This window comes from Pseudomonas sp. FG86 (assembly GCF_057808775.1).
On the sequence record NZ_JBMDIS010000018.1, the window covers coordinates 58,332 to 81,925 of the forward strand.

The following is a 23,594-nucleotide window of genomic DNA, read 5'->3' on the forward strand; positions in this document are numbered from 1 at the left end:
CATTACGGGGTTGCAATCGTTTTTTTCGCCCGTTACTTGGTGGTATAACCGCCGTTGATCAAAATCGTCTGGCCCGTCACCCACCAGCCATCACTCACCAGGTTGCGAATAAACGGCACCACATCCTCGATATCAGTCAGGCCCGTCCGCGAGAACGGCGAAAGCGCCGCTGCGGTCTTATGATAGTTCACCGCATCCTGACCTTCGGCCGGATAGAAAAACGGCGTATCCATCGGGCCAGGGCCCACTGCCGTCACTGAAATACCACGCGCGCCGAGTTCTTTTGCAGCCGCTCGGGTGAACTGCTCCACCGGCGCTTTGCTGCCGGCATACGCCGCGTAGAACGGCGTGAACGCGCCGAGCAGCGAGGTGACGATGGTGCAGATCTTGCCGTTGTCGTTGAGGTGCTTGCCGGCTTCCTTGAGAAAGAAAAACGCGGTTTTGGAGTTAACCGCCATCATCTCGTCGTACTCAGCTTCGGTGATCTCGGCCATAGGCTTTTTCAACACCTTGCCCACGGTGTTGATCGCAATATCCGGGCGCCCGACTGCGGCCACGGCATCGCTGAACAGCTTTTCCACGGCACCGGCAGTGGTCAGGTCTGCCTGCAACGCCACCGCCTTGGCTCCCAACGCCTCGAGAGCCGCCACGGTAGCGTTGGCATCGCCCTGGCTGGAGGCGCTGTTGTAATGCACCACTACGGCCTTAGCACCGTGCTGGGCGAGATCGCGGGCGAGCAAGCCGCCGAGATTTTTCACACCGCCGGCGATCAGTACGACCTTGCCATTGATTGAATGTTTGGACATGACAACGCTCCTGGGCTGGGAAAGGTACGACCCAGTCTAGAGCGGCCGCGGGCAAAGATAAGCACACTGATGCTGGATGCACTGTTCAGTGTTTTCAGCCAATAAGCGTAAAGTTACTTCCCGACTCTAAACGTCAGATGTTGTTGAGTCAGGTGAATGACCGCATATGGCTGTTCTCTGTCCTTCGTTTAGCGGTTGAACTGCCAGGCTTTTCCTAAGCGATGAGTGAGTAATTTCATGGTCAGCAAATAGTAATAGCGCGTCGATTCAGTGTGCTGGTTTAGGTTGTGATTCAAAAACCACGCAAGGTGCTTTCTCTGCCAAGTCCATGGATTGTCGCGTTGCCAGCGCTCAGCGATCGCTGTTTGGATAGCCTTCGCCTGACGCAGGTGGCGTTGACGGGTGGTGTGCGATCCGGTCAGGACGCCCGCCAGGAACAGCTCCATATCGAATGGCTTGCTCATGCTGGGCCACCGATGTACGCCGATACCACGTCGATACGGCCGTGTCCGAGCTCATAGCTGATTTGTAAGCGTGCCTCTCGATCAAGGCGTGGATTGAGGCGCCTGCATCTGCCACCGTTGATGGCCGCGAGATGATGGGTGATTTGCTCATAGCGCTCGCACGCATAGGCTGCCCGCAATTCATGGAAGCCTTTGAGATTGTGCGTATGGAGGATATCTCGGGCGGGGCGGACGATTCCCTGCAAAAAATCGAGGTAACGTTCGTTCGGTGCCAGCAGGCTGCGGTTACCGTCGGGCGAGACCTGTTCGGCAAACCTCAGTGCGTCACGAATATGATCATCTACCGCAATCCAACGAGGTGCTGACGCGCCTGAACGGCCACCTTTGGTGCCGTCCTGGATGTTGATCTTGCCGAATTGCTTGGCTTCACGTTTTAGACGGGGAAGGTCGGCCAAACTCGCCTCGCGCAAGCGCATACCGGTGGATCGCGCTAACTGAGCGATGGCCGCGGCGCGCGGCTGCTGGTTTTCGCAAAGCACGTCGACGATCCGCTTCACCTGTTCGCGATCTTGGCCTTGCGGCGCTGAACGACGAACACTGGTGCGCCGCATTCCCAGCGCCTTACTCGGGCTCTGCACTTTCACATACTGATCACCGCGAAGCGCAGCCAGGGTCCGATTTACACTGGACAACCGGTTTTGCGCAGTGGCGATGGCCAGCTCACCTAGTTCGACTTGTTGGCGCAGATGTCCGGCGTAGTCCAGCAAGGTCTGCCAATTAATCTGCCGCGCATCGTTAAACCCCGGCCCTTCCTCCGACCGACACCAGCGTACGAACGCCTGCCAGCGATCACTATGTGCTTTGACCGTGCCGTAATGCCCGCCGCCAAATAGATCGCGCAATGCCTGCGGCCCGGCATAGCTCAGTTGCCGGCCATAGCCAAAATTGCGCCCATCCCGCCTACCTACCAATGCCATGATCAAACGCCTCTCGAAGCCAAAACTTTTAAAACTTTCCCCACTTCATCCCGCCAAGGATGTTCAGTGTTATCAGGGATCAAGGCCCCTGCGACCTGTGAGGGTTGTCCACTAACGCGGGACTGGCGGCTCGTTACGACCGGGAGCATGGGCATCTCATGATCTGGCCTCCTGAGCACCGATACCGGTGGGCGGGTGGAGGCTGCATTGGCTGACGAGACCGGCGCCGCGAGATCCTGAGCCGGGTGAAGGCAGTGATGCGATGACCGGGGCATGCCTGACTGTCAGTCAGGTGCAGTCCATTCCGTGGGCTGCGGCACCATCATCTGCATCGCTGTTGCTGGTGACTTCGGTGTTTGTCACGCCGATTGTCACGAGGGGAAATGCCGCAATGCCTTGTACGAGGTGGGCTGCAGCAGTGGTAGGAGCGCCCGTCTCTTTCCGGGAGAAAGAGACGGGCGCAGGTTGGCGCAATGAAATGGCCAAGCGGATAGGTTGCTGCAGGGCAGCTATGAAAGGGGATGAGTTGCCGCAATGGGCACACTGTTAAAAGTAGGCATCCATCACATCGCTGTGACCGTGCGAGCCGCCGGACGCTAATCGCACTTTGGGAGAACCACCACGGTGTGGCGTAGCCTCAAAGGTTCTGGCTACCTGGGTTGCTGTCAACGACAGCGCTTTGCCCGATCTTTTCTACGCCTGTGGATAATTTGGGTCAAGGCTCGAATTTTCGGGAATTCTGCGGCTGTGGATGAAATTATCCACCGGTGGAAATCTATGGTTTTCCACAGACAGTTGCGCGGGCTTTAGATTTTTTAAGTGAGGTCCATCCAAGCAGGGCGGCTTTGCAGCCCCGCTTGGATGGACCCGCGTGGAAGGGCGGACTGCGGTGATCTCAAAGGCTTACCCACGTTTGGATGCGCCACGGCTATTTTGTAGGGCGGTGATGTTGTTGCCGACTGGGTGAGCGAATTCGTGAGGCGTTACATGGCCGCTGCGATTGGCATCAATGTAGTTGCTCCACCACGCCATGATCAGCCGGCGCTGCTCCAGAAATTCAGCTTTGTGGATATACGCGGCGCGCACGCGGTTGCGTTCCTTGTGGCTCATTTGTCTTTCGATGGCTGCGTCGGTCCATAACCCGGACTCCAGGAGGGCGCTACAGGCCATGGTCCTGAAGCCGTGGCCGCACACATCCTTGCTGGTGTCATAGCCGACGTTGCGGAGCATGGTATTCACCGTGTTCTCGGACATGGGCTTCCAGTACTTGTGGTCGCCCGGTAGCACTAACTCTGAAAAGCGACTGAGGCTGCGCAGGCGCTCCAGTATTTCGATGACCTGCGGCGATAGCGGAACCATTTGAATGTCGCCGTTCATCTTGGTCCCACGTGTGGAGTTGCGTACCCCTTCAATCGGTGCGCGAGTATCGGGGATTTCCCACATGGCGCGTTGAAGGTCGAACTCACTCCATCGAGCGAAGCGCAGTTCGCTGGAGCGGACGAATACATGCAAAGTCAGCAGCACAGCAAGGCGCGTCAGCTCGCGGCCATTGTAGTTGTCGATACGGTGTAGCAGTTCGGGTAGGCGGTTGAGGGATAGGGCTGGGCGATGAACTGTACGTGGTGCGTGAATCGAGCCTGCCAGATCCAGTGCAGGATTCATGGTGATCTGCCGGGCTCTTTTGGCCCCGCGCATGATGGTGGATAAGTAGTTCTGTACCCTTAACGCCACATCCATGGTGCCGCGTTCCTTGATGCGCTGGGTGATCTCTAGCAGGTCATGGGTATCGAGTTCAGCGATGGGTCGTTGGCCGATCAGCGGGAAGACGTGGGTACGCAGTCGGCTCATCACGGTTTTTGCGTGTCCTTCGGTCCAGCGACGGGACATGTCGGCGTGCCACTCCAGAGCAACGGTTTCGAAAAGCAGTGCCGCCCGCTGGGCTACGATCTTGGCCTTCTTCTTTTCTTCCATTGGATCGAGGTTGTCTAGCAGCAACGCCTTGGCTTCGTCTCGCTTACGTCGTGCGACGGAAAGGGTAACGATGGGGTAATTGCCGATGATGAGCGTACCTTCCTTGCCGCTGGGCTTGGTGTACTTCAAGCGCCAGGTCTTCACGCCATTGGGTTTGACGAAAAGGTACATGCCTCCGCCGTCGAACAGTTTGTAGGCGCGTTCGCGGGTTTTGGCCGTGCGGCATTGCAGGTCGCTGAGGGGGATCGCTAGACGTGGCATAGGGGTACGCGCTCCTTACCGGGAAATCGCAGTACCCCTAACATACCCTCGGGGAAGGGGGATTTTGTTGGATCCCGACAGAGGGTCCTGGAACGAAAAAACCCGCCAAAGGGCGGGTTTTCGGGGCTTCCAGAGCATTCGGTGGAATGCAATGGAGCCTAATGTGGTGCCGGCACCAGGAGTCGAACCCGGGACCTACTGATTACAAGTCAGTTGCTCTACCAACTGAGCTATACCGGCGTGTTAGGGCGACGATTATAGCGATTGGCAAGCATCTGTAAACCCCTGAATTCTGACTATTTTTACAAACCTTACCGCGATCCCTTTTTCTTCCCCATGTCAGTAGGATTCATCCTCCACTGCCAGGCGCAGTCGCAAGCCTTTCCACCTAAAAGGAAGCTCCACATGAAACGGACCCTCTCTCTGATCCTCCTCACCATCGCCCTCGGCGCCTGTTCAACTCAGAAGCCCGCCAATGACCCGGCCCTGGTTGGTACTTGGAAGGGCTTGCGCACGCAAACCGATAAATGCCAGTTCCTGTCGTGGACCACCCACCTCAAGCCTGATGGGCGTTTCACCCTTACTTTTTTCCGCGATGCGCAGCAGACGCAGGCGATTCAGACAGAGCAGGGCACGTGGTCGGCGGTGAATGGCAAGAATGAGTTGCGCACGGATGGGGTGCGTATGCCTGATGTGTACACCTATCAGTTGGTGGACGCGGATACGGTGCGTTACGTGAGTGTGGCGGCGGGGCCTTCCGGGGATTGTCAGGAGGATTACGCGTTTACGGAGCGGCGGCTGCGTTAACCGCTGCGGCTTGCGCTAAAGGCGGGCGCGCCGTTATCGCGGTTGCACTGGGGTGGGCCGTTTTGGGCGTGCTGCTCGGGGTGAATAAAGGCAGGGCTGATTGACGGCCCGGCCGATGGCGGTTGTGGGTCTGGCGGCGCGGGTTTTGCTTCGCTGTGTGTCGGCGCTGGGGGCATCTGTGCAGGGGTACGGGGGCTGCGACTTTGCCAGCGACCGCCCGGCGGGTTTTGCCTTGAATCCGGCAGGGGTTTGAGTATTCTGTCGCGCGATATGAACGGTGGGTTTAATTACTTAACCGTGTAGGCAAATTTTCGAGACAGTGTGAGGCAACTGATTAATTGTTGAAGGCTATGTCAGATTTGTGCCGTTCTTGACCGGTCGGACAACAAGAAACCGGATAAATCAGTGCAAGTTCATGTTCTTACAGATAATACGTTTTTATCCGGTAAATCGTCATAAAAATGGCGCCACGCCGTTCGTCGGATAATTAAGAGCAAAAAGCATCAAAATACTGACACCATCAATGTGATATCACAGAATGCGCCTCACACCACATAACTAGAAAAATACAAGGTCAGCTCTTTGCTGACCTTTTTATCGCCTTTAAAGCGCAAATCAGGTGGGGAGGGGCAGTGAGTGAGTCGAGCAGATGACATTTCAAAACTATTCAACAAGCTGGGTGCCAACCCAAATGGCTACCGCGAAATCGAATTTGTCCATGAGTTCATTGAGGACGATGTAGAGGTCCTGGAAAGCCCGGCGCTTGTTAAGCCCCTGCCTGTCGCTGCGGCGCTTGTGGATGAAGCCCCGTCGGCGCCGCTGCTGCGCCTGCTGGAAGAGCTGAACCACGGCGAAGCCGACCATCTGCGCCCTGAAGTGTCTTCGGCGCAGCCCACACCGAAAGTCGTGGTGGTGGTCTCGGTCAAAGGCGGTGTCGGCCGTAGCACCTTGGCCGCGGCGCTTGCCAGCAGTTTGCAGCGCCAGGGGCGGCCGGCGCTGGCCCTGGACCTGGACCCGCAAAACGCCCTGCGTCATCACCTGTGCCTGGGTCTCGACATGCCTGGCGTGGGCGCCACCAGCCTGCATAACCAAAGCTGGGAAGCCTTGCCGGAATTCGGTTTTGCCGGTTGCCGCCTGGTGGCGTTCGGGGGCACTGACTACGAACAACAGCAGAGCCTGAATCGCTGGCTGGGCCAGGATGAGCAGTGGCTGAGCCAACGCTTGGCCGGTCTTAAATTGAGCGGCCAGGACATCGTGGTTATCGACGTCCCTGCCGGCAACACGGTGTACTTCAGCCAGGCCCTGTCGGTCGCCGACGCGGTGCTGGTGGTGGTGCAGCCGGATGTGGCGTCGTTCAGCACCCTGGCGCAGATGGACGCGATGCTCGCGCCCTACCTCCAGCGCGAGAAGCCGCCACAGTCCTTTTATGTGATCAACCAGTTGGACGCTGCCCACCGTTTCAGCGTGGACATGGTCGAGGTGTTCAAGACGCGCCTGGGCAATGCCCTGCTGGGCACGGTGCATCGTGATCTGTCGTTCAGCGAAGCCCAGGCCTACGGGCGTGATCCCCTCGACCCAACCGTCAACAGTATCGGCAGCCAGGACGTCCACGCTCTGTGCCGCGCCTTGCTCGAACGCATCGACTCGGACCTTCCATGACCGACAATACGCTCTCCACGCCCTTCGTCGAAGGGCGCGCTGAACAGCGCCTAAATGGCGCCATCGCGCGCTTCAATCGCTGGCCTGCGGCGCTGCGCACGGTACTGGTCGTTACCAGTTGCGTGCTCGGCGCCTTGTTGTTGCTCAGCATTATCAGCGCGCCGCTGGACCTCTACAGCCAATGCCTGTTCGCCGCCGTGTGCTTCGTCGTGGTGCTGGTGCTGCGCAAGATCCCGGGGCGCCTGGCGATCCTGGCTTTGGTGGTGCTGTCGTTGGTGGCGTCGCTGCGCTACATGTTCTGGCGCCTGACCTCCACCCTGGGTTTTGAAACCTGGCTCGACATGTTCTTCGGCTACGGCCTGGTCGCGGCCGAGTTCTACGCGCTGATCGTGCTGATCTTCGGCTACGTGCAAACCGCCTGGCCGCTGCGCCGCACGCCGGTATGGTTGACCACCGAGCCGGAAGAGTGGCCGACGGTCGACGTGTTTATCCCCACCTATAACGAAGCCCTGAGCATCGTCAAGCTGACCATCTTCGCCGCCCAGGCGATGGACTGGCCCAAGGACAAGCTGCGCGTCCACGTGCTCGATGACGGCCGCCGTGATGAGTTTCGCGAGTTCTGCCGCAAGGTCGGTGTGAACTACATCCGCCGCGACAATAACTTCCACGCCAAGGCCGGTAACCTCAACGAAGCGTTGAAGGTCACCGACGGCGAATACGTCGCCCTGTTCGACGCCGACCACGTGCCGACGCGCTCCTTCCTGCAAGTGAGCCTGGGCTGGTTCCTTAAAGATCCGAAGCTGGCGATGCTGCAAACGCCGCACTTCTTCTTCTCGCCGGACCCGTTCGAAAAGAACCTCGACACCTTCCGCGCCGTGCCTAACGAAGGTGAGCTGTTCTACGGCCTGGTGCAGGACGGCAACGACCTGTGGAACGCCACCTTCTTCTGCGGCTCGTGTGCGGTGATTCGCCGTAAGCCGCTGTTGGAAATCGGCGGCGTGGCGGTCGAGACCGTGACCGAAGACGCCCACACCGCGCTCAAGCTCAACCGCCTGGGCTACAACACCGCTTACCTGGCTATCCCCCAGGCCGCGGGCCTGGCCACCGAAAGCCTGTCGCGCCACATCAACCAGCGGATCCGCTGGGCGCGGGGCATGGCGCAGATTTTCCGCACCGACAACCCGCTGCTGGGCAAGGGCCTCAAGTGGGGCCAGCGCATCTGCTACGCCAACGCCATGCTGCACTTCTTTTATGGCCTGCCGCGCCTGGTGTTCCTCACCGCGCCGCTGGCCTATTTGATTTTCGGCGCGGAAATCTTCCACGCCTCGGCGCTGATGATCGTCGCCTACGTGTTGCCGCACTTGGTGCATTCCAGCCTGACCAACTCACGCATCCAGGGGCGTTTCCGTCACTCCTTCTGGAACGAGGTGTACGAGACCGTACTGGCCTGGTACATCCTGCCGCCGGTGCTGGTGGCGCTGGTCAACCCCAAGGCCGGTGGTTTCAACGTCACCGACAAGGGCGGCATCATCGACAAGCAGTTCTTCGACTGGAAACTCGCCCGGCCCTACCTGGTGCTGTTGGCGGTGAACCTGATCGGCCTGGGCTTCGGTATCCATCAGCTGGTCTGGGGCGATGCGTCCACGGCCGTGACGGTGGCGATCAACCTGACCTGGACCCTCTACAACCTGATCATCACCAGCGCCGCCGTGGCTGTAGCGTCCGAGGCGCGCCAAGTGCGTTCCGAGCCGCGCGTCAGCGCCAAGCTGCCGGTGAGCATCATTTGCGCCGATGGCCGCGTGCTCGATGGCGTCACCCAGGACTTTTCGCAAAATGGCTTCGGCCTGATGCTCAGCGACGGCCACTCGATCACCCAGGGTGAGCGCGTGCAACTGGTGCTGTCGCGCAACGGCCAGGACAGCCTGTTTGAAGCGCGGGTGGTGTTCAGCAAAGGCGCGCAGATCGGTGCCCAGTTCGAACCCCTCAGCCTGCGCCAGCAAAGCGAACTGGTGCGCCTGACATTCTCGCGTGCCGACACCTGGGCCGCCAGTTGGGGAGCCGGCCAGCCCGACACCCCGCTGGCAGCTCTGCGTGAAGTGGGCGCCATTGGCATCGGCGGCCTGTTCACCCTCGGCCGCGCCACCCTGCACGAATTGCGTCTGGCCTTGCGCCGCACCCCTACACAACCGCTCGATACGCTGATGGACAAGCCATGACCTCGAATATGTTCTCTCGCCCTCATCCGCGCCGTGCACTCGCGCTGATGATCGCCTCGCTGATGGGCCTGAATTCGCTGGCGCAAGCTGCCGAGCAAGCCGTCACCACGGTACCGGTACAAAGCACCGACACCGGCTACAGCCTGACGCTCAAGCAACTGGGCCGTCGCGACACCATGAACCTGCAAGGCGTGGAGTCGTCCGACAGCGTCAACTTCGACATCCGTGCCGATGAAGTGGTGAAGGGCGCGCAGCTGTTGCTCAAGTACAGCTACTCGCCGGCACTGTTGGCGGACCTGTCGCAGATCAACGTGCTGGTCAACGGCGAAGTCGCCGCCAGCCTGCCGTTGCCTAAAGAAGGCGCGGGCACCCAGCAAGAACAATTGGTGCAGATCCCGCCGAAGTTGATCACCGAGTTCAACCGTCTGAGCCTGCAGTTCATCGGCCACTACACGATGTCCTGCGAAGACCCCTTGCACAGCAGCCTGTGGGCAAAAATCAGCAACAGCAGTGAGTTGAAAGTGCAGGTCGAGCCGATCGTGCTCAAGGACGACCTGGCTGTATTGCCGCTGCCGTTCTTCGACAAACGTGATGCGCGCCAGGTCAGCCTGCCGTTCGTGTTCGCGACCACCCCGGACAGCGCCGCGCTGGAAGCTGCCGGCACCTTGTCCTCGTGGATTGGCGGCCTCGCCAGCTACCGTGGCGCGACCTTCCCTACCACCCTCGGTGACCTGCCGGCCAAGGGCAACGCGATCGTGCTGGTGCAAACCACCGATGCAATGGATGTACACGGTATCGCCGTGGCCAAGCCGACCGGCCCGACCCTGACCTTGCTCGCCAACCCCAACGATGCCAACGGCAAGCTGCTGATCGTGACCGGTCGCGATGGCGCAGAGCTCAAGCGCGCCGCCACGGCGGTCGCCTTGGGCAACCCGGTATTGGCCGGCAACAGTGTGGTCATCACCAAGCTCGACAGCCTCGCGCCACGCCGTCCGTACGACGCGCCGAACTGGCTGCCAAGCAACCGCCCGGTGCGCCTGGGCGAGTTGGTCGAGCAGCAGAAACTCAGCGTGTCGGGCTACAACCCCGGCGCCATCAGCGTCGACCTGCGCCTGCCGCCCGACCTGTTCAACTGGCGTGAAGAGGGCGTGCCGCTCAAGGTCAAATACCGCTACACGCCGCAGCAGGTGTCGACCAACTCGTCGCTGCTGATCGGCCTGAATGACCAGTTCATGAAGTCCGTGGCCCTGCCGTCGGTGAGCAACCTCGGCGGTGGTCAAACCCTGCTCGACCAGCTGAAGAAAGACGAAAGCCTGCCGCGTGAAGTGACGACCCTGTTGCCGATCAGCTCGGCGTCGCCCAAGTCCAAGCTGCAATTGCGCTTTATGTACGACTACATCAAAGAAGGCGAATGCCGCGACATCATCGTCGACAACATGCGCGGTTCCATCGACCCGGATTCCACCCTCGATGTCACCGGCTACCAGCACTTTATCGCCATGCCGAACCTGGGCGTGTTCAACGACTCCGGCTTCCCGTTCACCCGCCTGGCTGACTTGTCGGAATCGGCTGTGGTCATGCCCGACAACTACGGCACCGACGAACTCACCGCGTACCTGACCGTGCTCGGCCGCTTCGGCGAAGCCACCGGTTACCCGGCGACTGCCGTCAAAGTGGTGCAGGCCAAGGACGTGCAAAGCGTTGCCGACAAAGACTTGCTGGTACTCGCCACCGCGGGCAACCAACCGTTGCTCAAGCAGTGGCAGCAATACCTGCCGGCAACCAGCGATGGCGAGCAACACCAGTTCCTGCTGTCTGACCTGCCGCGTTATGTGCGCAGCTGGGTCAGCCCGGACCCTGCGGCTAACACCCACACCGCCAATACCGGGATCACCTTCAACAGCTTGAGCAGCAGCACCTGGCTGGCGGGTTTCCAATCGCCGCTCAAGGCTGGCCGCAGCGTGGTGCTGATCGCCAGCAACCAGCCTCAGGGCCTGCTGGAAGCCACCTCCGCGTTGATCGGCGGTGACAACTACAAAGACTCGATCCAGGGCAGCCTGGCGGTGGTACAAGGCACGCAAATCAGCTCGCTGGTGGCGGACGAGCAGTACTACGTCGGCAAGCTCAACTACTTCAAGTTCATGCAGTGGCAACTCTCGCAGAACCTGGGCTGGATGCTGTTGATCACCTTCCTCGGCCTCGCCGTGGTGACCAGCCTGATCTACCTGTCGCTGCGTGCCCGTGCAAAACGGCGGTTGGCATGAGCCCGCTGCGTAGCATGGCCCTGATAGCGCTGGGCTCGGTGATGTTTGCAGGCGCTGCGCAAGCGCAGACCTGCGACTGGCCGCTGTGGCAGAACTACGCCAAACGCTTCGTGCAGGATGACGGTCGCGTGCTGAACTCGTCGATGAAACCCACCGAGAGCAGTTCGGAAGGGCAGTCGTACGCGATGTTCTTCGCCCTCGTCGGTAACGACCGCGCAGGCTTTGACAAGCTCTGGACCTGGACCAAGGCCAACATGTCGGGGGCCGATATCGGTCAGAACCTGCCGGGTTGGTTATGGGGCAAAAAGCCTGATAGCACCTGGGGCATCATCGACCCTAACTCCGCCAGCGACGCTGACCTGTGGATGGCCTACTCGCTGCTCGAAGCGGCCCGCGTATGGAATGCCCCGCAGTACCGCGCAGACGCGCAATTGTTGCTGGCCAACGTCGAACGCAACCTGATCGTGCGCGTGCCGGGCCTGGGCAAGATGCTGTTGCCAGGGCCGGTCGGCTACGTGCATGGCGGTGGCTTGTGGCGTTTCAACCCGAGCTACCAGGTGCTGGCGCAACTGCGTCGCTTCCATAAAGAGCGCCCGAACGCCGGCTGGAACGAAGTGGCCGAAAGCAACGCGCGGATGCTCGCCGATACCGCCAGCAACCCTCATGGCCTGGCGGCCAACTGGGTCGGCTACCGCGCCACCAGCGCCAACACCGGGCTGTTTGTGGTCGACCCGTTCTCCGATGACCTGGGCAGCTACGACGCGATCCGCACCTACATGTGGGCCGGCATGACCGCCAAGAGCGATCCACTGGCGGCGGGCATGCTCAAGTCCCTGGGCGGTATGTCCCGGGCGACGGCTGCTGCGGCCACCGGCTTCCCGCCGGAGAAAATCCACGTCACCACCGGCGAAGTGGAGAAGAACAACGGCTACTCGCCGCTCAGCTTCTCGGCATCGACCATTGCCTTCTTCCAGGCCCGTGGCGAAACCGCCCTGGCACAACTGCAAAAGGCCAAGGTCGACGACGCGCTCAACAAAGCCCTGGCCCCGTCGGCACCTGACAGCGCGCAGCCAATCTACTACGACTACATGCTCAGCCTGTTCAGCCAGGGCTTTGCCGATCAGAAGTACCGTTTTGAACAAGACGGTACGGTCAAACTATCCTGGGAGGCAGCATGCGCCGTCACACGCTAGCCATTGCGATTCTCGCCGCCCTGGCCTCCAGTGCCAGCCTGGCCGAAACCAGCGACCCCCAGTCCCTGCTGATCGAGCAGGGCTACTACTGGCAGTCGAAGAAAAACCCTGAGCGCGCCCTTGAGACGTGGCAAAAACTGCTGAGCCTGAGCCCGGACCAGCCGGATGCGCTGTACGGCATCGGCCTGATCCAGGTGCAACAGAACCGCCCGGCCGAGGCGCAGAAATACCTGGCCCGCTTGCAAGCGCTGAGCCCGGTCCCGCGCCAGGCATTGCAGTTGGAGCAAGACATCACCGTCAACAAGCCCGACAACGCCAAGTTGTTGGAGCAGGCCCGTGAACTGGGTGAGCCCGATGACGAGCGCGAAAAGGCTGTGGCCTTGTACCGCCAGATTTTCCAGGGCCGCCAGCCCCAGGGCCTGATTGCCCGCGAGTACTACAACACCCTGGGCTTCACCGCCAAGGGCACCAATGAAGCGATCGCCGGCCTGCAGCGCTTGTCCCGTGAGCGGCCGAACGACCCGATCGTCGCGCTGTTCCTGGCCAAGCACCTGGCGCGTAACCCGGCCACCCGTGCCGACGGTATTCGCGCGCTGGCCAAGCTGGCACCGAACAACGACGTGGGCGGTAACGCCGATGAAACCTGGCGCTTCGCGCTGATCTGGCTCGGCCCGCCCAAGCCCGACCAGGTGGCGTTGTTCCAGCAGTTTCTCACTGCGCACCCGGATGACACCGAGATCCGCGCGCTGATGAACAAAGGCATTGCCCAAGGCAAAAATGGCGGTACCTGGCAGCGCGATCCGCAGATGACCAAGGCGTTCAAGGCCCTGGACGCTGGCGACCTGAAAACCGCCGAGCCGCTGCTGGCCGCGCGCTTGGCCGAGAAGTCCAATGACGTCGATGCCCTCGGTGGCATGGGCGTGTTGCGTCAACAGCAAGAGCGTTACAGCGAAGCGGAAAACTACCTGGTACAGGCCACCCGTTTACCGGGTGGTGCGGCGTGGCAAACGGCGCTCAATGACGTGCGTTACTGGAACCTGATCAGCCAGAGCCGCGACGCCCAGCGCGCCGGCCGTGGCGCCCAGGCCCGTGACCTGGTGGCCCAGGCCGAACGCCTGAACCCCGGTCAACCCGGCGCCGCCGTCGCCCTGGCGGGTTTCCAGGCCCAGGACAATCAGTTCGACGCCGCCGAAGCCGGCTACCGCAAGGTGCTGGCCCGTCACCCTGGCGACCCGGATGCACTGAGTGGCTTGATCAACGTACTGTCCCAATCGGGCCAGCCGGACGAAGCCTTGAAGCTGATCGACTCGGTGTCGCCCGCCCAGCGCGCCAAGTTCGCGCCAAGCGTGAAAATCAACGCACTGCGCGCCACCCAGGTCGGCAAGCTGGCCGAACAGCGCGGCGATGTGAAGGCCGCGCAGGCCGCCTACCGCCAGGCCCTCGATGCCGACCCGGAAAACCCCTGGACGCGCTTTGCCCTGGCCCGCATGTACCTGCGCGACGGCCAGATCCGCAACGCCCGTGCCTTGATCGACGGTCTGCTCAAGACCCAGCCCAACCAGCCGGACGCGCTGTACACCAGCACCTTGTTGTCGGCCGAGTTGAGCGAGTGGAAGCAAGCCGAAACCACCTTGGGCCGTATCCCGACCGCCCAACGCACCGCTGACATGAACGAGCTGGCGATCGATATCGCGCTGCACCAGCAGACCGACATCGCCATCGAAACCGCTCGCCGTGGCCAGCGCCCCGAAGCCCTGGCACTGCTTGGTCGCTCCGAACCGCTGACGCGGCAAAAGCCTGAGCGCGTGGCCGTGCTGGCCGCCGCTTATGTGGAAGTCGGTGCCGCGCAGTACGGCCTGGACATGATGCAGAAGGTGGTGGAGAACAACCCCAACCCGACGGTCGACCAGAAACTGCTGTACGCCAACGTGCTGCTCAAGGCCAACAAGTACAGCGAGGCGGGCGAGATCCTGCGCGAAGTGCAAGGCCAGCCATTGACCGAGATCGGTCGCCAGCGCTACGACGATTTGATCTACCTGTACCGGGTCAAGCAGGCCGATGCCCTGCGCGAGAAGAACGACCTGGTGGCGGCCTACGACATGCTCTCGCCGGCTCTGGCCCAGCGTCCCAACGACGCCTTGGGCGTCGGCGCCCTGGCGCGCATGTATGCCGCCAGCGGCAACGGCAAGAAGGCCATGGAGCTGTACGCGCCGCTGATCCAGCAGAACCCGAACAATGCACGCCTGCAAATGGGCCTGGCGGATATTGCCTTGAAAGGCAACGACCGTGACTTGGCGCAATCGGCCAGCAACAAGGCCCTGGCGTTGGAACCGGCCAACCCGGAGATCCTCACCTCCGCCGCGCGTATCTACCAGGGCCTGGGCAAGAACAGCGAAGCCGCTGAACTGCTGCGCAAGGCCCTGGCGATTGAAAACGCCATGAAGGCCAAGACCCAGGTGGCCCAGGCCGACACTCAAAGCAAGTCGTATAACCCCTTCGTGGGCCTGCCGGGCCAGCGTCGCCAGGTCACCGACCTGACTGTCGCCGGCGCTGTACCGCCGCCGATCGATGCGCCGACCAAGACCGTGACGTCCAGCGCGTTTGCCAGCGCGACGTCCAACGACTTGAGCGAGCCGTTTGTGCCGCCTTCGAATATCGCCTCCATCGACAGCCCCGAGCTGAGCCCGGCGCGGCGCGCGTTGGATACGATCCTGCGTGACCGTACCGGTTATGTGGTGCAGGGTTTGAGCGTGCGCAGCAACAACGGTGAGAAAGGCTTGAGCAAGATCACCGACGTGGAAGCGCCGTTTGAGGCGCGGATGCCGGTGGGTGACAACACCGTGGCGTTGCGCGTGACGCCGGTGCACGTGAGTGCGGGTAGCGTCGGTAGCGATGCGTTGTCGCGCTTCGGCAAAGGCTCCACGACCCCGGCGGGTTCCCAGAGCGACAGCGGTGTAGGCCTGGCCGTGGCATTTGAAAACCCGGATGAAGGCGTTAAGGCTGATGTCGGTGTGAGCCCGTTGGGCTTCCTCTACAACACCCTCGTGGGTGGCGTGAGTGTGTCGCATCCGTTTGAAGCCAATCCGAACTTCCGCTATGGCGCGAACATTTCGCGGCGTCCGGTCACTGACAGTGTCACCTCCTTTGCCGGTTCCGAAGACGGCGAGGGCAACAAGTGGGGCGGCGTCACCGCCAACGGCGGCCGTGGCGAGTTGAGCTACGACAACCAGAAGCTGGGCGTCTACGGTTACGCGTCGCTGCATGAACTGCTGGGCAATAACGTCGAAGACAACACCCGCCTGGAACTGGGCAGCGGTATCTACTGGTACCTGCGCAACAACCCGCGGGACACGTTGACCCTGGGGATCAGCGGCTCGGCGATGACCTTCAAGGAAAACCAGGACTTCTACACCTACGGCAACGGCGGTTACTTCAGCCCGCAGCGTTTCTTCTCCCTGGGTGTGCCGATTCGTTGGGCGCAAAGCTTTGACCGCTTCAGCTACCAGGTAAAAAGTTCGGTGGGCTTGCAGCATATCGCGCAAGATGGCACGGATTATTTCCCTGGCGACAGCACACTTCAGGCGTCCAGGGGTAATCCCAAGTACGAAAGCTCCAGCAAAACCGGCGTCGGCTACAGCTTCAACGCTGCTGCCGAATATCGTCTGAGCTCGCGGTTCTACCTGGGTGGCGAAATCGGTCTCGATAACGCCCAGGACTACCGCCAGTACGCCGGTAATGCTTACTTGCGCTACTTGTTCGAGGACCTGAGCGGGCCGATGCCATTGCCGGTCAGCCCGTACCGTTCCCCCTATTCCAACTGATTAAATCGGAGTCATTCATGCCTGTTTCTGCGATTGCCGGCCTAACCATGCTGGTACTGGGCGAAAGTCATATGAGCTTTCCCGATTCGTTGCTCAACCCGCTGCAAGACAACCTGACCAAGCAAGGCGCGGTGGTTCACTCCATCGGCGCCTGCGGCGCGGGTGCGGCGGATTGGGTCGTGCCGAAAAAAGTCGAGTGCGGCGGCGAACGCATGCCCACCGGCAAAGCGGTGATCTACGGCAAGAACGCCATGAGCACCACGCCGATCAAAGACCTGATCGCCAAGGACAAACCCGATGTGGTGGTGCTGATCATCGGCGACACCATGGGTTCCTACACCAACCCGGTGTTCCCCAAGGCCTGGGCCTGGAAAAGCGTGACCTCGCTGACCAAGGCGATCACCGAGACTGGCACCAAGTGCGTGTGGGTCGGCCCGCCATGGGGCAAGGTCGGTTCCCAGTACAAGAAGGACGACACCCGCACCAAGCTGATGTCGTCGTTCCTGGCCAGTAACGTGGCGCCGTGCACCTACATCGACTCGTTGACCTTCTCCAAGCCGGGCGAGTGGATCACCACCGACGGCCAGCACTTCACCATCGACGGTTACCAGAAGTGGGCCAAGGCTATTGGTACTGCGTTGGGTGACCTGCCGCCATCGGCCTACGGTAAAGGAAGCAAATAATGAAACGGATGACCCTGGGTCTGGCGGCCTTGCTCGCCAGCGTCAGCGCCTACAGCGCCGACATCCCGTTGTATCCCACCGGCCCGGAGCAAGACGCAGCGTTCCTGCGGTTTGCCAACGGCACCGGCAGCGAACTGAAGCTGGTGGCCGCCGGCTCCAAGGCCAGCCTGGTGTTGAATGGCGACAAGTTGGTCTCGTCCTTCCTGCCGGTGGTGGGCGGTGACAAGCCGATCAAGGGCGTGTTGAGCCGCGATGGCAAGGACGCCGACCTGTCGGTGACCGTCGCCCCAGGCGAATTCGCCACCGTGGTGGCGCTGGTCGACGCCAAGGGCGCCACGCGCCAATTGGTGGTGCGCGAACAGCCGGACGACTTCAACGCGCTCAAGGCCTCCCTGGCCTTTATCAACGCCGACGCCACGTGCGCCGACGCGAGCCTGGAAGCCGTGGCGCAAAAAGCCGAGCTGTTCAAGCAGGTCGCCGAAGGTTCGTTGCAGCGGCGCATGATCAACCCGGTGGAACTGTCGGTGCAGCTCAAATGCGCCGGCGCGCCGGTTGGCCAGCCGTTGTCGTTCACCCTCAAGGCTGGCGAGCGCTATAGCGTGCTGGCTGTTCCTTCGGCTGCAGGTTCGAAGTTGCTGTTCGCCTCTGACGCACTCGCTAACTGATCGGGCCCGACACCACCATGGTCTTTGCCTCACTCGAATTCCTCACGCTGTTCCTGCCGGCCTTCCTGTTGATTTATGCCCTGGCTCGTCCGAGCTGGCGCAACGTCATCCTGTTGATCGGCAGCTGGCTGTTCTACGGCTGGTTGAGCCCGCTGTTCCTGTTCCTGCACATGGTCTTGACCGTGGTGGCATGGGTCGGCGGCTTGCTGGTGGACCGCTCCCGCGAGGATGGCAAAGGCCGGGTGCGCCTGTTGATCGCGTTGATCGTGTTCAACACGGCGGTGCTGTGTTGGTACAAGTACGCCAACATCGTGGCGGGCACCGTGAGTGAGGTGATCACCTGGTACGGCGCCATGCCACTGGACTGGCAGCGCGTGGCGTTGCCAGCCGGCTTGTCGTTCATCGTATTGCAGGCGATTTCATACCTGGTGGACGTACACCGGCATACGGTGCCGGTGGAGCGCAGCTTCATCAATTACGCCACCTATATCTCGATGTTCGGCCACTCGATTGCCGGCCCGATCATTCGTTACGACTGGGTCCGTCGCGAGCTGAACCAGCGGTATTTCAACTGGCCGAATTTCTCCCTCGGCGCGCGGCGCTTCATGATCGGCATGGGCATGAAAGTGCTGGTGGCCGACACCTTGTCGCCGTTGGTGGACATTGCCTTCCACCTGGAAAACCCGAGCCTGGTGGATGCGTGGATCGGTTGCCTGGCCTATTCGCTGCAACTGTTCTTCGATTTCGCCGGCTACAGCGCCATGGCCATCGGCCTGGGCCTGATGCTGGGTTTCCACTTCCCGGAAAACTTTAACCGGCCCTATCTGGCCAGCAGCATCCAGGACTTCTGGCGCCGTTGGCACCTGTCGTTGTCCAGCTGGTTGCGCGACTACCTGTACATCGCCCTGGGCGGTAACCGTGACGGCGTGTGGCGTACGTATCGCAACCTGTTCCTGACCATGGCGATTGCCGGTTTGTGGCACGGCGGCGATAGCTGGAACTACCTGCTGTGGGGTTCGGCCCACGGGGTGGCGCTGTGCGTGGACCGCGCCTGGTCGCGTTCGAGCTTGCCGAGTATTCCGCCGGTGTTGTCCCACGTCCTGACGTTGCTGTTTGTGTGCCTGGCCTGGACCTTGTTCCGCGCGCCGGACTTCCATTCGGCACTGACCATGTATGCCGGCCAGTTCGGCATGCACGGCATGGCCCTGGGTGACGCAATGGCGGTCGCCCTGCGCCCGGCCCATGGCATGGCGGCCTTGCTGGGCCTGGTATGCATCATCGCGCCGATCTGGCAGGTGCGCTGCGAGCAACGCTTTGGTACTCAGCCGTGGTTTTTGGTGGCGGCTTCGCTGTGGCCGGTGGCCGGGTTTGTGTTGTCGTTCGCGCTGATTGCCAGCCGCGACGCCGTACCGTTTCTGTACTTTCAGTTCTAAGGAAGCCCGACCATGCCCGCTCCTACCGCACCGACTCCACCGAGCGAATTGGCCGTTCGTACCAGCCCCCTGGCGGCCTGGGTGCTGGTGCCCTTCCTGGCGGCGGGGCTTCTGTCTTGCGCCTGGCTGATGGTGAAGGGCCCGATCAGCTTCGTGCCGGCCAAGGTGGACACCGACATGCTGCTGCATGGCGACGTGACCCACCGTTTCGCCAAGGAACTGGCCAAGGCACCGATGGCGATCCAGGCCGCCAACCTGGAGCGTGGCTCCAGCTGGCTGGCCTTCGGCGATACCGGGCCGCGCGTGCGCCAGGGATGCCCGGGCTGGCTGTTTATCAGCGATGAGCTGCGCATCAACCGCCATGCGGACGCCAATGCACAGACCAAGGCCCAGGCCGTGATCGACCTGCAACAGCAACTGGGCAAAAAAGGGATCGACCTGCAAGTGGTGGTGGTGCCGGACAAGAGCCGCATCGCGGCCGCACAGCGTTGCGGCCTGTACCGCCCAGCCGTGCTCGATGGCCGTGTCCAGGCCTGGACTGCCGCGTTGCAGGCTGCCGGCGTCTCCGCGCTGGACCTGACTGACACGCTCAAGCCCCTGGGCCCGCAGGCCTACCTGCGCACCGATACCCACTGGAGCGAAATCGGCGCCAACGCAGGGGCCCAGGCCCTGGCCCAGCGCATTCAGCAGCGCGGTATCAAGGCCACGCCGGAACAAACCTTCACGATCACCCAGGCACCGCTCGCCGTGCGCCCGGGTGACCTGGTGCGTCTGGCCGGCCTCGACTGGCTGCCGCCGAAATTGCAGCCACCGGGCGAGTCGGTCGCGGCCAGTTCCGCCCATGAAAGCGGTGGCGCCACCAGCAATGCCGACGACCTGTTCGGCGATGCCAGCCTGCCGAATGTGGCGCTGATCGGCACCTCGTTCTCGCGCAACTCCAACTTTGTGGGCTTCCTGCAAAAGGCCCTGAATGCGCCGGTAGGCAACTTCAGCAAGGACGGTGGCGAATTCTCCGGTGCGGCCAAGGCGTATTTCGACAGCCCGGCGTTTAAGCAAACCCCGCCCAAGTTGCTGATTTGGGAGATCCCGGAGCGCGACCTGCAGACGCCGTACGACCCGGTGACGATTAGTCAGTAAATTGACTTTTTGCCACTTGTCTAAAAAATAGCCAGCTCCTACAGCAAAATAATGACACTGTTGCTGGCTTGAAGCAGACTGCGGGCACTAAGGCGACGACAAAAAGACCTGCGGTAAGCAGTCGTATCAGCTGACCTTTTTCACGTCTTTAAGCTTCGCCGTGAGGAGGAATGTGCGATGAGCTTCACCGACAGTCTTCTCGTTCTTCTCGGCCAGGACGTGAGCCGAGACCCCCAAGGGCAGCATGCGCGGCTGCACTTTTTCGGCAGCATCCCGGTCGATGACGGCACACCGTTCTCCGGCCAGTCTACCCGCGCCAATGAACAAACCCAGGCGGTAGCCGGCGCGGCGCCGCGCCCGAGCGTGGTGGCGCTGGTATCGGTGAATGGGGGTGTGGGCCGCAGCACCCTGGCCACCGCCTTGAGCAGTGGCCTGCAGCGCCACGGCGAACCGGTGGTCGCGCTGGACCTGGACCCGCAAAACGCCCTGCGGCTTCACTTCGGGGTCAGCCCGACTGCGCCGGGCATCGGTGTGGCCAGCCTGCAACATGCGCAGTGGGAGACTCTCCAGCAGCCGGGTTTTGCCGGTAGTCGAGTCATTCCCTTTGGCGACAGCGATACACAGCAACAGGAAAAGCTGCAGCGCTGGCTCAAGGATGAACCCGACTGGCTGGCGCAACACCTCGCCCCCCTGGACCTGAGCGCGCGCCATACGGTGGTCATCGATACCCCTGCCGGAAATAACGTGTACTTGCACCAGGCGCTGAACGTGGCCGATGTGGTGTTGGTCATCGCCCAGGCTGACGCGGCATCTTTGGGAACACTGGATCAATTGCAGGCGCTGTTGGCGCCGCACCTGGAGCGTGAGCGCCCGCCGCAGGTGCACTTCGTGATCAACCAGCTCGATGAAGACAACGCGTTCAGCCTGGACATGGTCGAGGCGTTCAAGCAACGGTTGAACAAGGCCCCGTGGGAGGTGCATCGCGACATGGCGATCAGCGAAGCCCTGGCCTTCGGCGCAGACCCGTTGGACAGCCTGGCGGCGGGCCTGGCGAGCGACGATATCAACGACCTTTGCCGGTGGTTGATCGCCTGCAGAAAGCTGCGGTAAAGCGCGGTTTATACGCCTATCACCAGATGCTTATGCACAATTGGGCAGTGGCCGCTGTCACCCAATACACGTTTTGTGGAGCCGTTCTCATCACGCTGCAACTGCCTGTTTTGCGGGTGGTTTATGGCGTGGGTAAAAAATGAGCAGCATGGCTTTTTGCCGGTAGCGTTGTTGGCTACAGCTTCTGTAAAGATTCCATCAACAGAGTTATCCACAGGCTGGGGTGCGACAATTTTGCCCTTTAATCGCGCTCGGCAAGCACCATCAGGTTGCGCGGCGTCAGTGTCGATTCGCAGAAGCTGCCTACCTCGACCCTGTAGCCTTTCTCGGCCAGAAACAATGCCCGATCCAGTACCAGCCAGAGCTCCAGCGGGCGCCGAAACAGACCACGCAGCAATTCCAGGTTCCTGACCTCGGCCAGGCGACGCCAACCGTCGGCCTCCAGTGCGGGCCAATCCTGCTCGCCTGTGGATAACCCTTTGAGACTCGCCAGTTCCCGGCAGTAGTCGGCGAAGGGTTGGTCGAGCCAACTGGCGGGCAGCGAGGGCGTGGGCAAATACTCGTCGCAGCCGCGTAATTGACGTTGCAACTGATCGAACCCCAGGCGCCGGGCCATCGACGTATCCCGTTGCGCGCGCACGCGGGCACCGGCGGTGACGGTTTCGCTCAGCGGCAGGCCAAGGTCCTCGACCGACAGTTGCAGCCGCGACGCACGGCCGGCGCCGGACAGCGCCTGGTAGCGCTCGGCGTTGATGCGGTTATAACAACACGGTGCCAGCGCCAGTTGCTTGCAGCCGGCGGCACTGGCCGCGTGCAGCAGGCGCACATGCAGGTCGCCACAGGCGTGCAGGGCGACGGGGGTGTGGTCGGGGTTGATCGCTACGGTTGCCATTACGTCTTGCAGGCGATGGGTGACCGGCAACCGATGGCGATCGCTCAAGGCTTGGCCGGAGGCGATCAACGCCGGATCGTATTCCAGGCAGGTCAGCTGTTGGCCAGGTTGCAGCAGGCGGCGCCCGAGATGGCCTTTGCCGGCGCACCAGTCCAGCCAATGGGACGGCGTCTGCGCAAAGTGCAGCGCGGCGCCGAACGCTTCGATCTGCTGCCATTTACGCCCGGGGACGTCGACATTCAAGCGATGGCGCGCGGCTGCCAGGGGCTGGGTCGGTAACTTATCCACAGCACTGAGGCGCAGGGCTTGCGCGGCCAGTTGTGGAAACGGTGCGGGGGCGGGCAGGTCGTGGGGCTGGTTATGGCTGCTTTCGGCATCGGCCAACGAGCGCTGGCGCAACCATTGGGCGAGTTGCGGATGCTGGGTTTCCCAGGGTAGCCGGGAGTGCGTGAAGGGCCGTGGTCGCCACAGCCCTTGGTGCTCGACCAGGAACGCATCCAGCGCCTGGAAGCGTGTCTCAACGTCCCTGGCAGGCATCGACGCGCAGCCAGCGTTCCAGCAGTTTGAAGCCGCGTACCAGCAGGTAGGCCATCAACAGGTAGAACAGCCCGGCCGCGAAGAAGATCTCAACCGGCAGGTAGGTGCGCGCGATGATGGTACGCGCCATGCCGGTCAGTTCCAGCAAGGTGACGGTACTGGCCAGGGCGCTGGCCTTGAGCATCAGGATCACTTCGTTGCTGTAGGCCGGCAGGCCGATGCGCGAGGCGCGGGGCAGGATGATGTAGAACAGCGTCTTGGGCTTGGACATGCCCAGGGCGCGCGCGGCTTCGATCTCGCCTGGCGGGATGGCCTGGATCGCACCGCGCAGGATCTCGGCGATATAGGCGGCGGTGTGCAGGGTCATGGTGGCGGTGGCACACCAGAACGGATCGCGCAGGTAAGGCCACATGAAGCTGTTGCGCACGGCATCGAACTGCGCCAGACCGTAGTAGACCAGGAACAATTGCACCAGCAGCGGCGTACCGCGGAAGAAGAAAATGTAGCAATAGGGCAGGGTGCGTACGTACCAGTGACGGGAGGAACGGGCAATGCCCAAAGGGATCGCCAGCAGCAGGCCTGCGATCACCGCGATGGCTACCAGTTCCAGGGTCAGGGTCGCGCCCTGGGCCAGTTTGGGCAGCCATTTGATGATCACGGCCCAGTTCAGGCCCAGGTCGAAGTGGGACAGCCAGCTA

At 61.7% G+C, this 23,594-nt stretch carries 17 protein-coding genes and 1 tRNA gene; 11 read left to right on the plus strand and 7 right to left on the minus strand.

Translation table 11 applies throughout. The annotated features are described in order from the left end of the window. Positions 1 to 32 precede the first annotated feature (32 nt). From ACODSV_RS14240 to ACODSV_RS14260, 5 genes are all read right to left on the minus strand, one after another. Positions 33 to 806: an SDR family oxidoreductase gene (locus ACODSV_RS14240; RefSeq protein WP_090401062.1), complete on the minus strand. Its 774-nt coding sequence runs from the start codon at positions 804 to 806 to the stop codon at positions 33 to 35. A gap of 188 nt (positions 807 to 994) precedes the next feature. Then, positions 995 to 1,270 (minus strand): hypothetical protein, encoded by a 276-nt coding sequence (locus ACODSV_RS14245; protein ID WP_150054064.1) that lies wholly within the window; start codon positions 1,268 to 1,270, stop codon positions 995 to 997. Further along, entirely contained in the window at positions 1,267 to 2,247 is a 981-nt protein-coding gene (locus tag ACODSV_RS14250) for an integrase domain-containing protein (RefSeq protein WP_150054063.1), read from the minus strand. Before ACODSV_RS14250 ends, ACODSV_RS14245 begins: the two co-directional genes overlap by 4 nt. A gap of 903 nt (positions 2,248 to 3,150) precedes the next feature. Continuing rightward, entirely contained in the window at positions 3,151 to 4,479 is a 1,329-nt protein-coding gene (locus tag ACODSV_RS14255; RefSeq protein WP_116079703.1) for a tyrosine-type recombinase/integrase, read from the minus strand. Positions 4,480 to 4,643: 164 nt separating this feature from the next. After that, positions 4,644 to 4,719, minus strand: a tRNA-Thr gene (locus ACODSV_RS14260). 165 nt (positions 4,720 to 4,884) lie between these two features. Between ACODSV_RS14260 and ACODSV_RS14265 the strand changes: the two genes are divergently transcribed. The 11 genes from ACODSV_RS14265 to bcsQ (ACODSV_RS14315) all read left to right on the plus strand — a co-directional run bounded on the left by ACODSV_RS14265 (position 4,885) and on the right by bcsQ (ACODSV_RS14315) (position 21,467). Next, positions 4,885 to 5,286 carry a hypothetical protein gene (locus ACODSV_RS14265; protein ID WP_150054062.1) on the plus strand — a complete coding sequence of 134 codons (402 nt, stop codon included), beginning with the start codon at positions 4,885 to 4,887 and terminating at the stop codon, positions 5,284 to 5,286. Positions 5,287 to 5,922: 636 nt separating this feature from the next. After that, positions 5,923 to 6,945 carry a cellulose biosynthesis protein BcsQ gene (gene bcsQ, locus ACODSV_RS14270; protein ID WP_024072835.1) on the plus strand — a complete coding sequence of 341 codons (1,023 nt, stop codon included), beginning with the start codon at positions 5,923 to 5,925 and terminating at the stop codon, positions 6,943 to 6,945. Beyond that, positions 6,942 to 9,161, plus strand: a complete 2,220-nt coding sequence (gene bcsA, locus ACODSV_RS14275) for a UDP-forming cellulose synthase catalytic subunit (protein ID WP_150095266.1) — start codon at positions 6,942 to 6,944, stop codon at positions 9,159 to 9,161. Before bcsQ (ACODSV_RS14270) ends, bcsA begins: the two co-directional genes overlap by 4 nt. Continuing rightward, positions 9,158 to 11,425 carry a cellulose biosynthesis cyclic di-GMP-binding regulatory protein BcsB gene (gene bcsB / locus ACODSV_RS14280; protein WP_024072837.1) on the plus strand — a complete coding sequence of 756 codons (2,268 nt, stop codon included), beginning with the start codon at positions 9,158 to 9,160 and terminating at the stop codon, positions 11,423 to 11,425. Before bcsA ends, bcsB begins: the two co-directional genes overlap by 4 nt. Further along, positions 11,422 to 12,618, plus strand: coding sequence for a cellulose synthase complex periplasmic endoglucanase BcsZ (gene bcsZ / locus ACODSV_RS14285; protein WP_024072838.1), 1,197 nt, complete (start codon positions 11,422 to 11,424; stop codon positions 12,616 to 12,618). Before bcsB ends, bcsZ begins: the two co-directional genes overlap by 4 nt. Then, positions 12,600 to 16,439 carry a cellulose biosynthesis protein BcsC gene (locus tag ACODSV_RS14290; protein ID WP_150054060.1) on the plus strand — a complete coding sequence of 1,280 codons (3,840 nt, stop codon included), beginning with the start codon at positions 12,600 to 12,602 and terminating at the stop codon, positions 16,437 to 16,439. Before bcsZ ends, ACODSV_RS14290 begins: the two co-directional genes overlap by 19 nt. Before the next feature lie 17 nt (positions 16,440 to 16,456). Beyond that, on the plus strand, positions 16,457 to 17,122 hold the full coding sequence (locus tag ACODSV_RS14295) for an SGNH/GDSL hydrolase family protein (RefSeq protein ID WP_024072840.1): 666 nt from the start codon (positions 16,457 to 16,459) through the stop codon (positions 17,120 to 17,122). Continuing rightward, a complete protein-coding gene (locus ACODSV_RS14300) occupies positions 17,122 to 17,787 on the plus strand; it encodes a cell division protein FtsQ (protein ID WP_069075100.1) in 666 nt (221 codons plus the stop codon). Before ACODSV_RS14295 ends, ACODSV_RS14300 begins: the two co-directional genes overlap by 1 nt. 17 nt (positions 17,788 to 17,804) lie before the next feature. After that, positions 17,805 to 19,220, plus strand: a complete 1,416-nt coding sequence (locus ACODSV_RS14305; protein WP_024072842.1) for an MBOAT family O-acyltransferase — start codon at positions 17,805 to 17,807, stop codon at positions 19,218 to 19,220. Positions 19,221 to 19,232: 12 nt separating this feature from the next. Further along, positions 19,233 to 20,357 (plus strand): alginate O-acetyltransferase AlgX-related protein, encoded by a 1,125-nt coding sequence (locus ACODSV_RS14310; protein ID WP_024072843.1) that lies wholly within the window; start codon positions 19,233 to 19,235, stop codon positions 20,355 to 20,357. Positions 20,358 to 20,534: 177 nt separating this feature from the next. Next, positions 20,535 to 21,467: a cellulose biosynthesis protein BcsQ gene (gene bcsQ, locus ACODSV_RS14315; protein WP_024072844.1), complete on the plus strand. Its 933-nt coding sequence runs from the start codon at positions 20,535 to 20,537 to the stop codon at positions 21,465 to 21,467. 241 nt (positions 21,468 to 21,708) lie between these two features. On the opposite strand, the gene ACODSV_RS14320 is transcribed toward bcsQ (ACODSV_RS14315), so the two are convergent. Together ACODSV_RS14320 and ACODSV_RS14325 are read right to left on the minus strand one after the other, a co-directional pair. Further along, a complete protein-coding gene (locus ACODSV_RS14320) occupies positions 21,709 to 22,896 on the minus strand; it encodes a methyltransferase (protein WP_150095265.1) in 1,188 nt (395 codons plus the stop codon). Beyond that, positions 22,877 to 23,566 carry an ABC transporter permease gene (locus ACODSV_RS14325; RefSeq protein ID WP_150095267.1) on the minus strand — a complete coding sequence of 230 codons (690 nt, stop codon included), beginning with the start codon at positions 23,564 to 23,566 and terminating at the stop codon, positions 22,877 to 22,879. The genes ACODSV_RS14320 and ACODSV_RS14325 overlap by 20 nt, the downstream gene beginning before the upstream one ends. Positions 23,567 to 23,594: the final 28 nt, after the last annotated feature.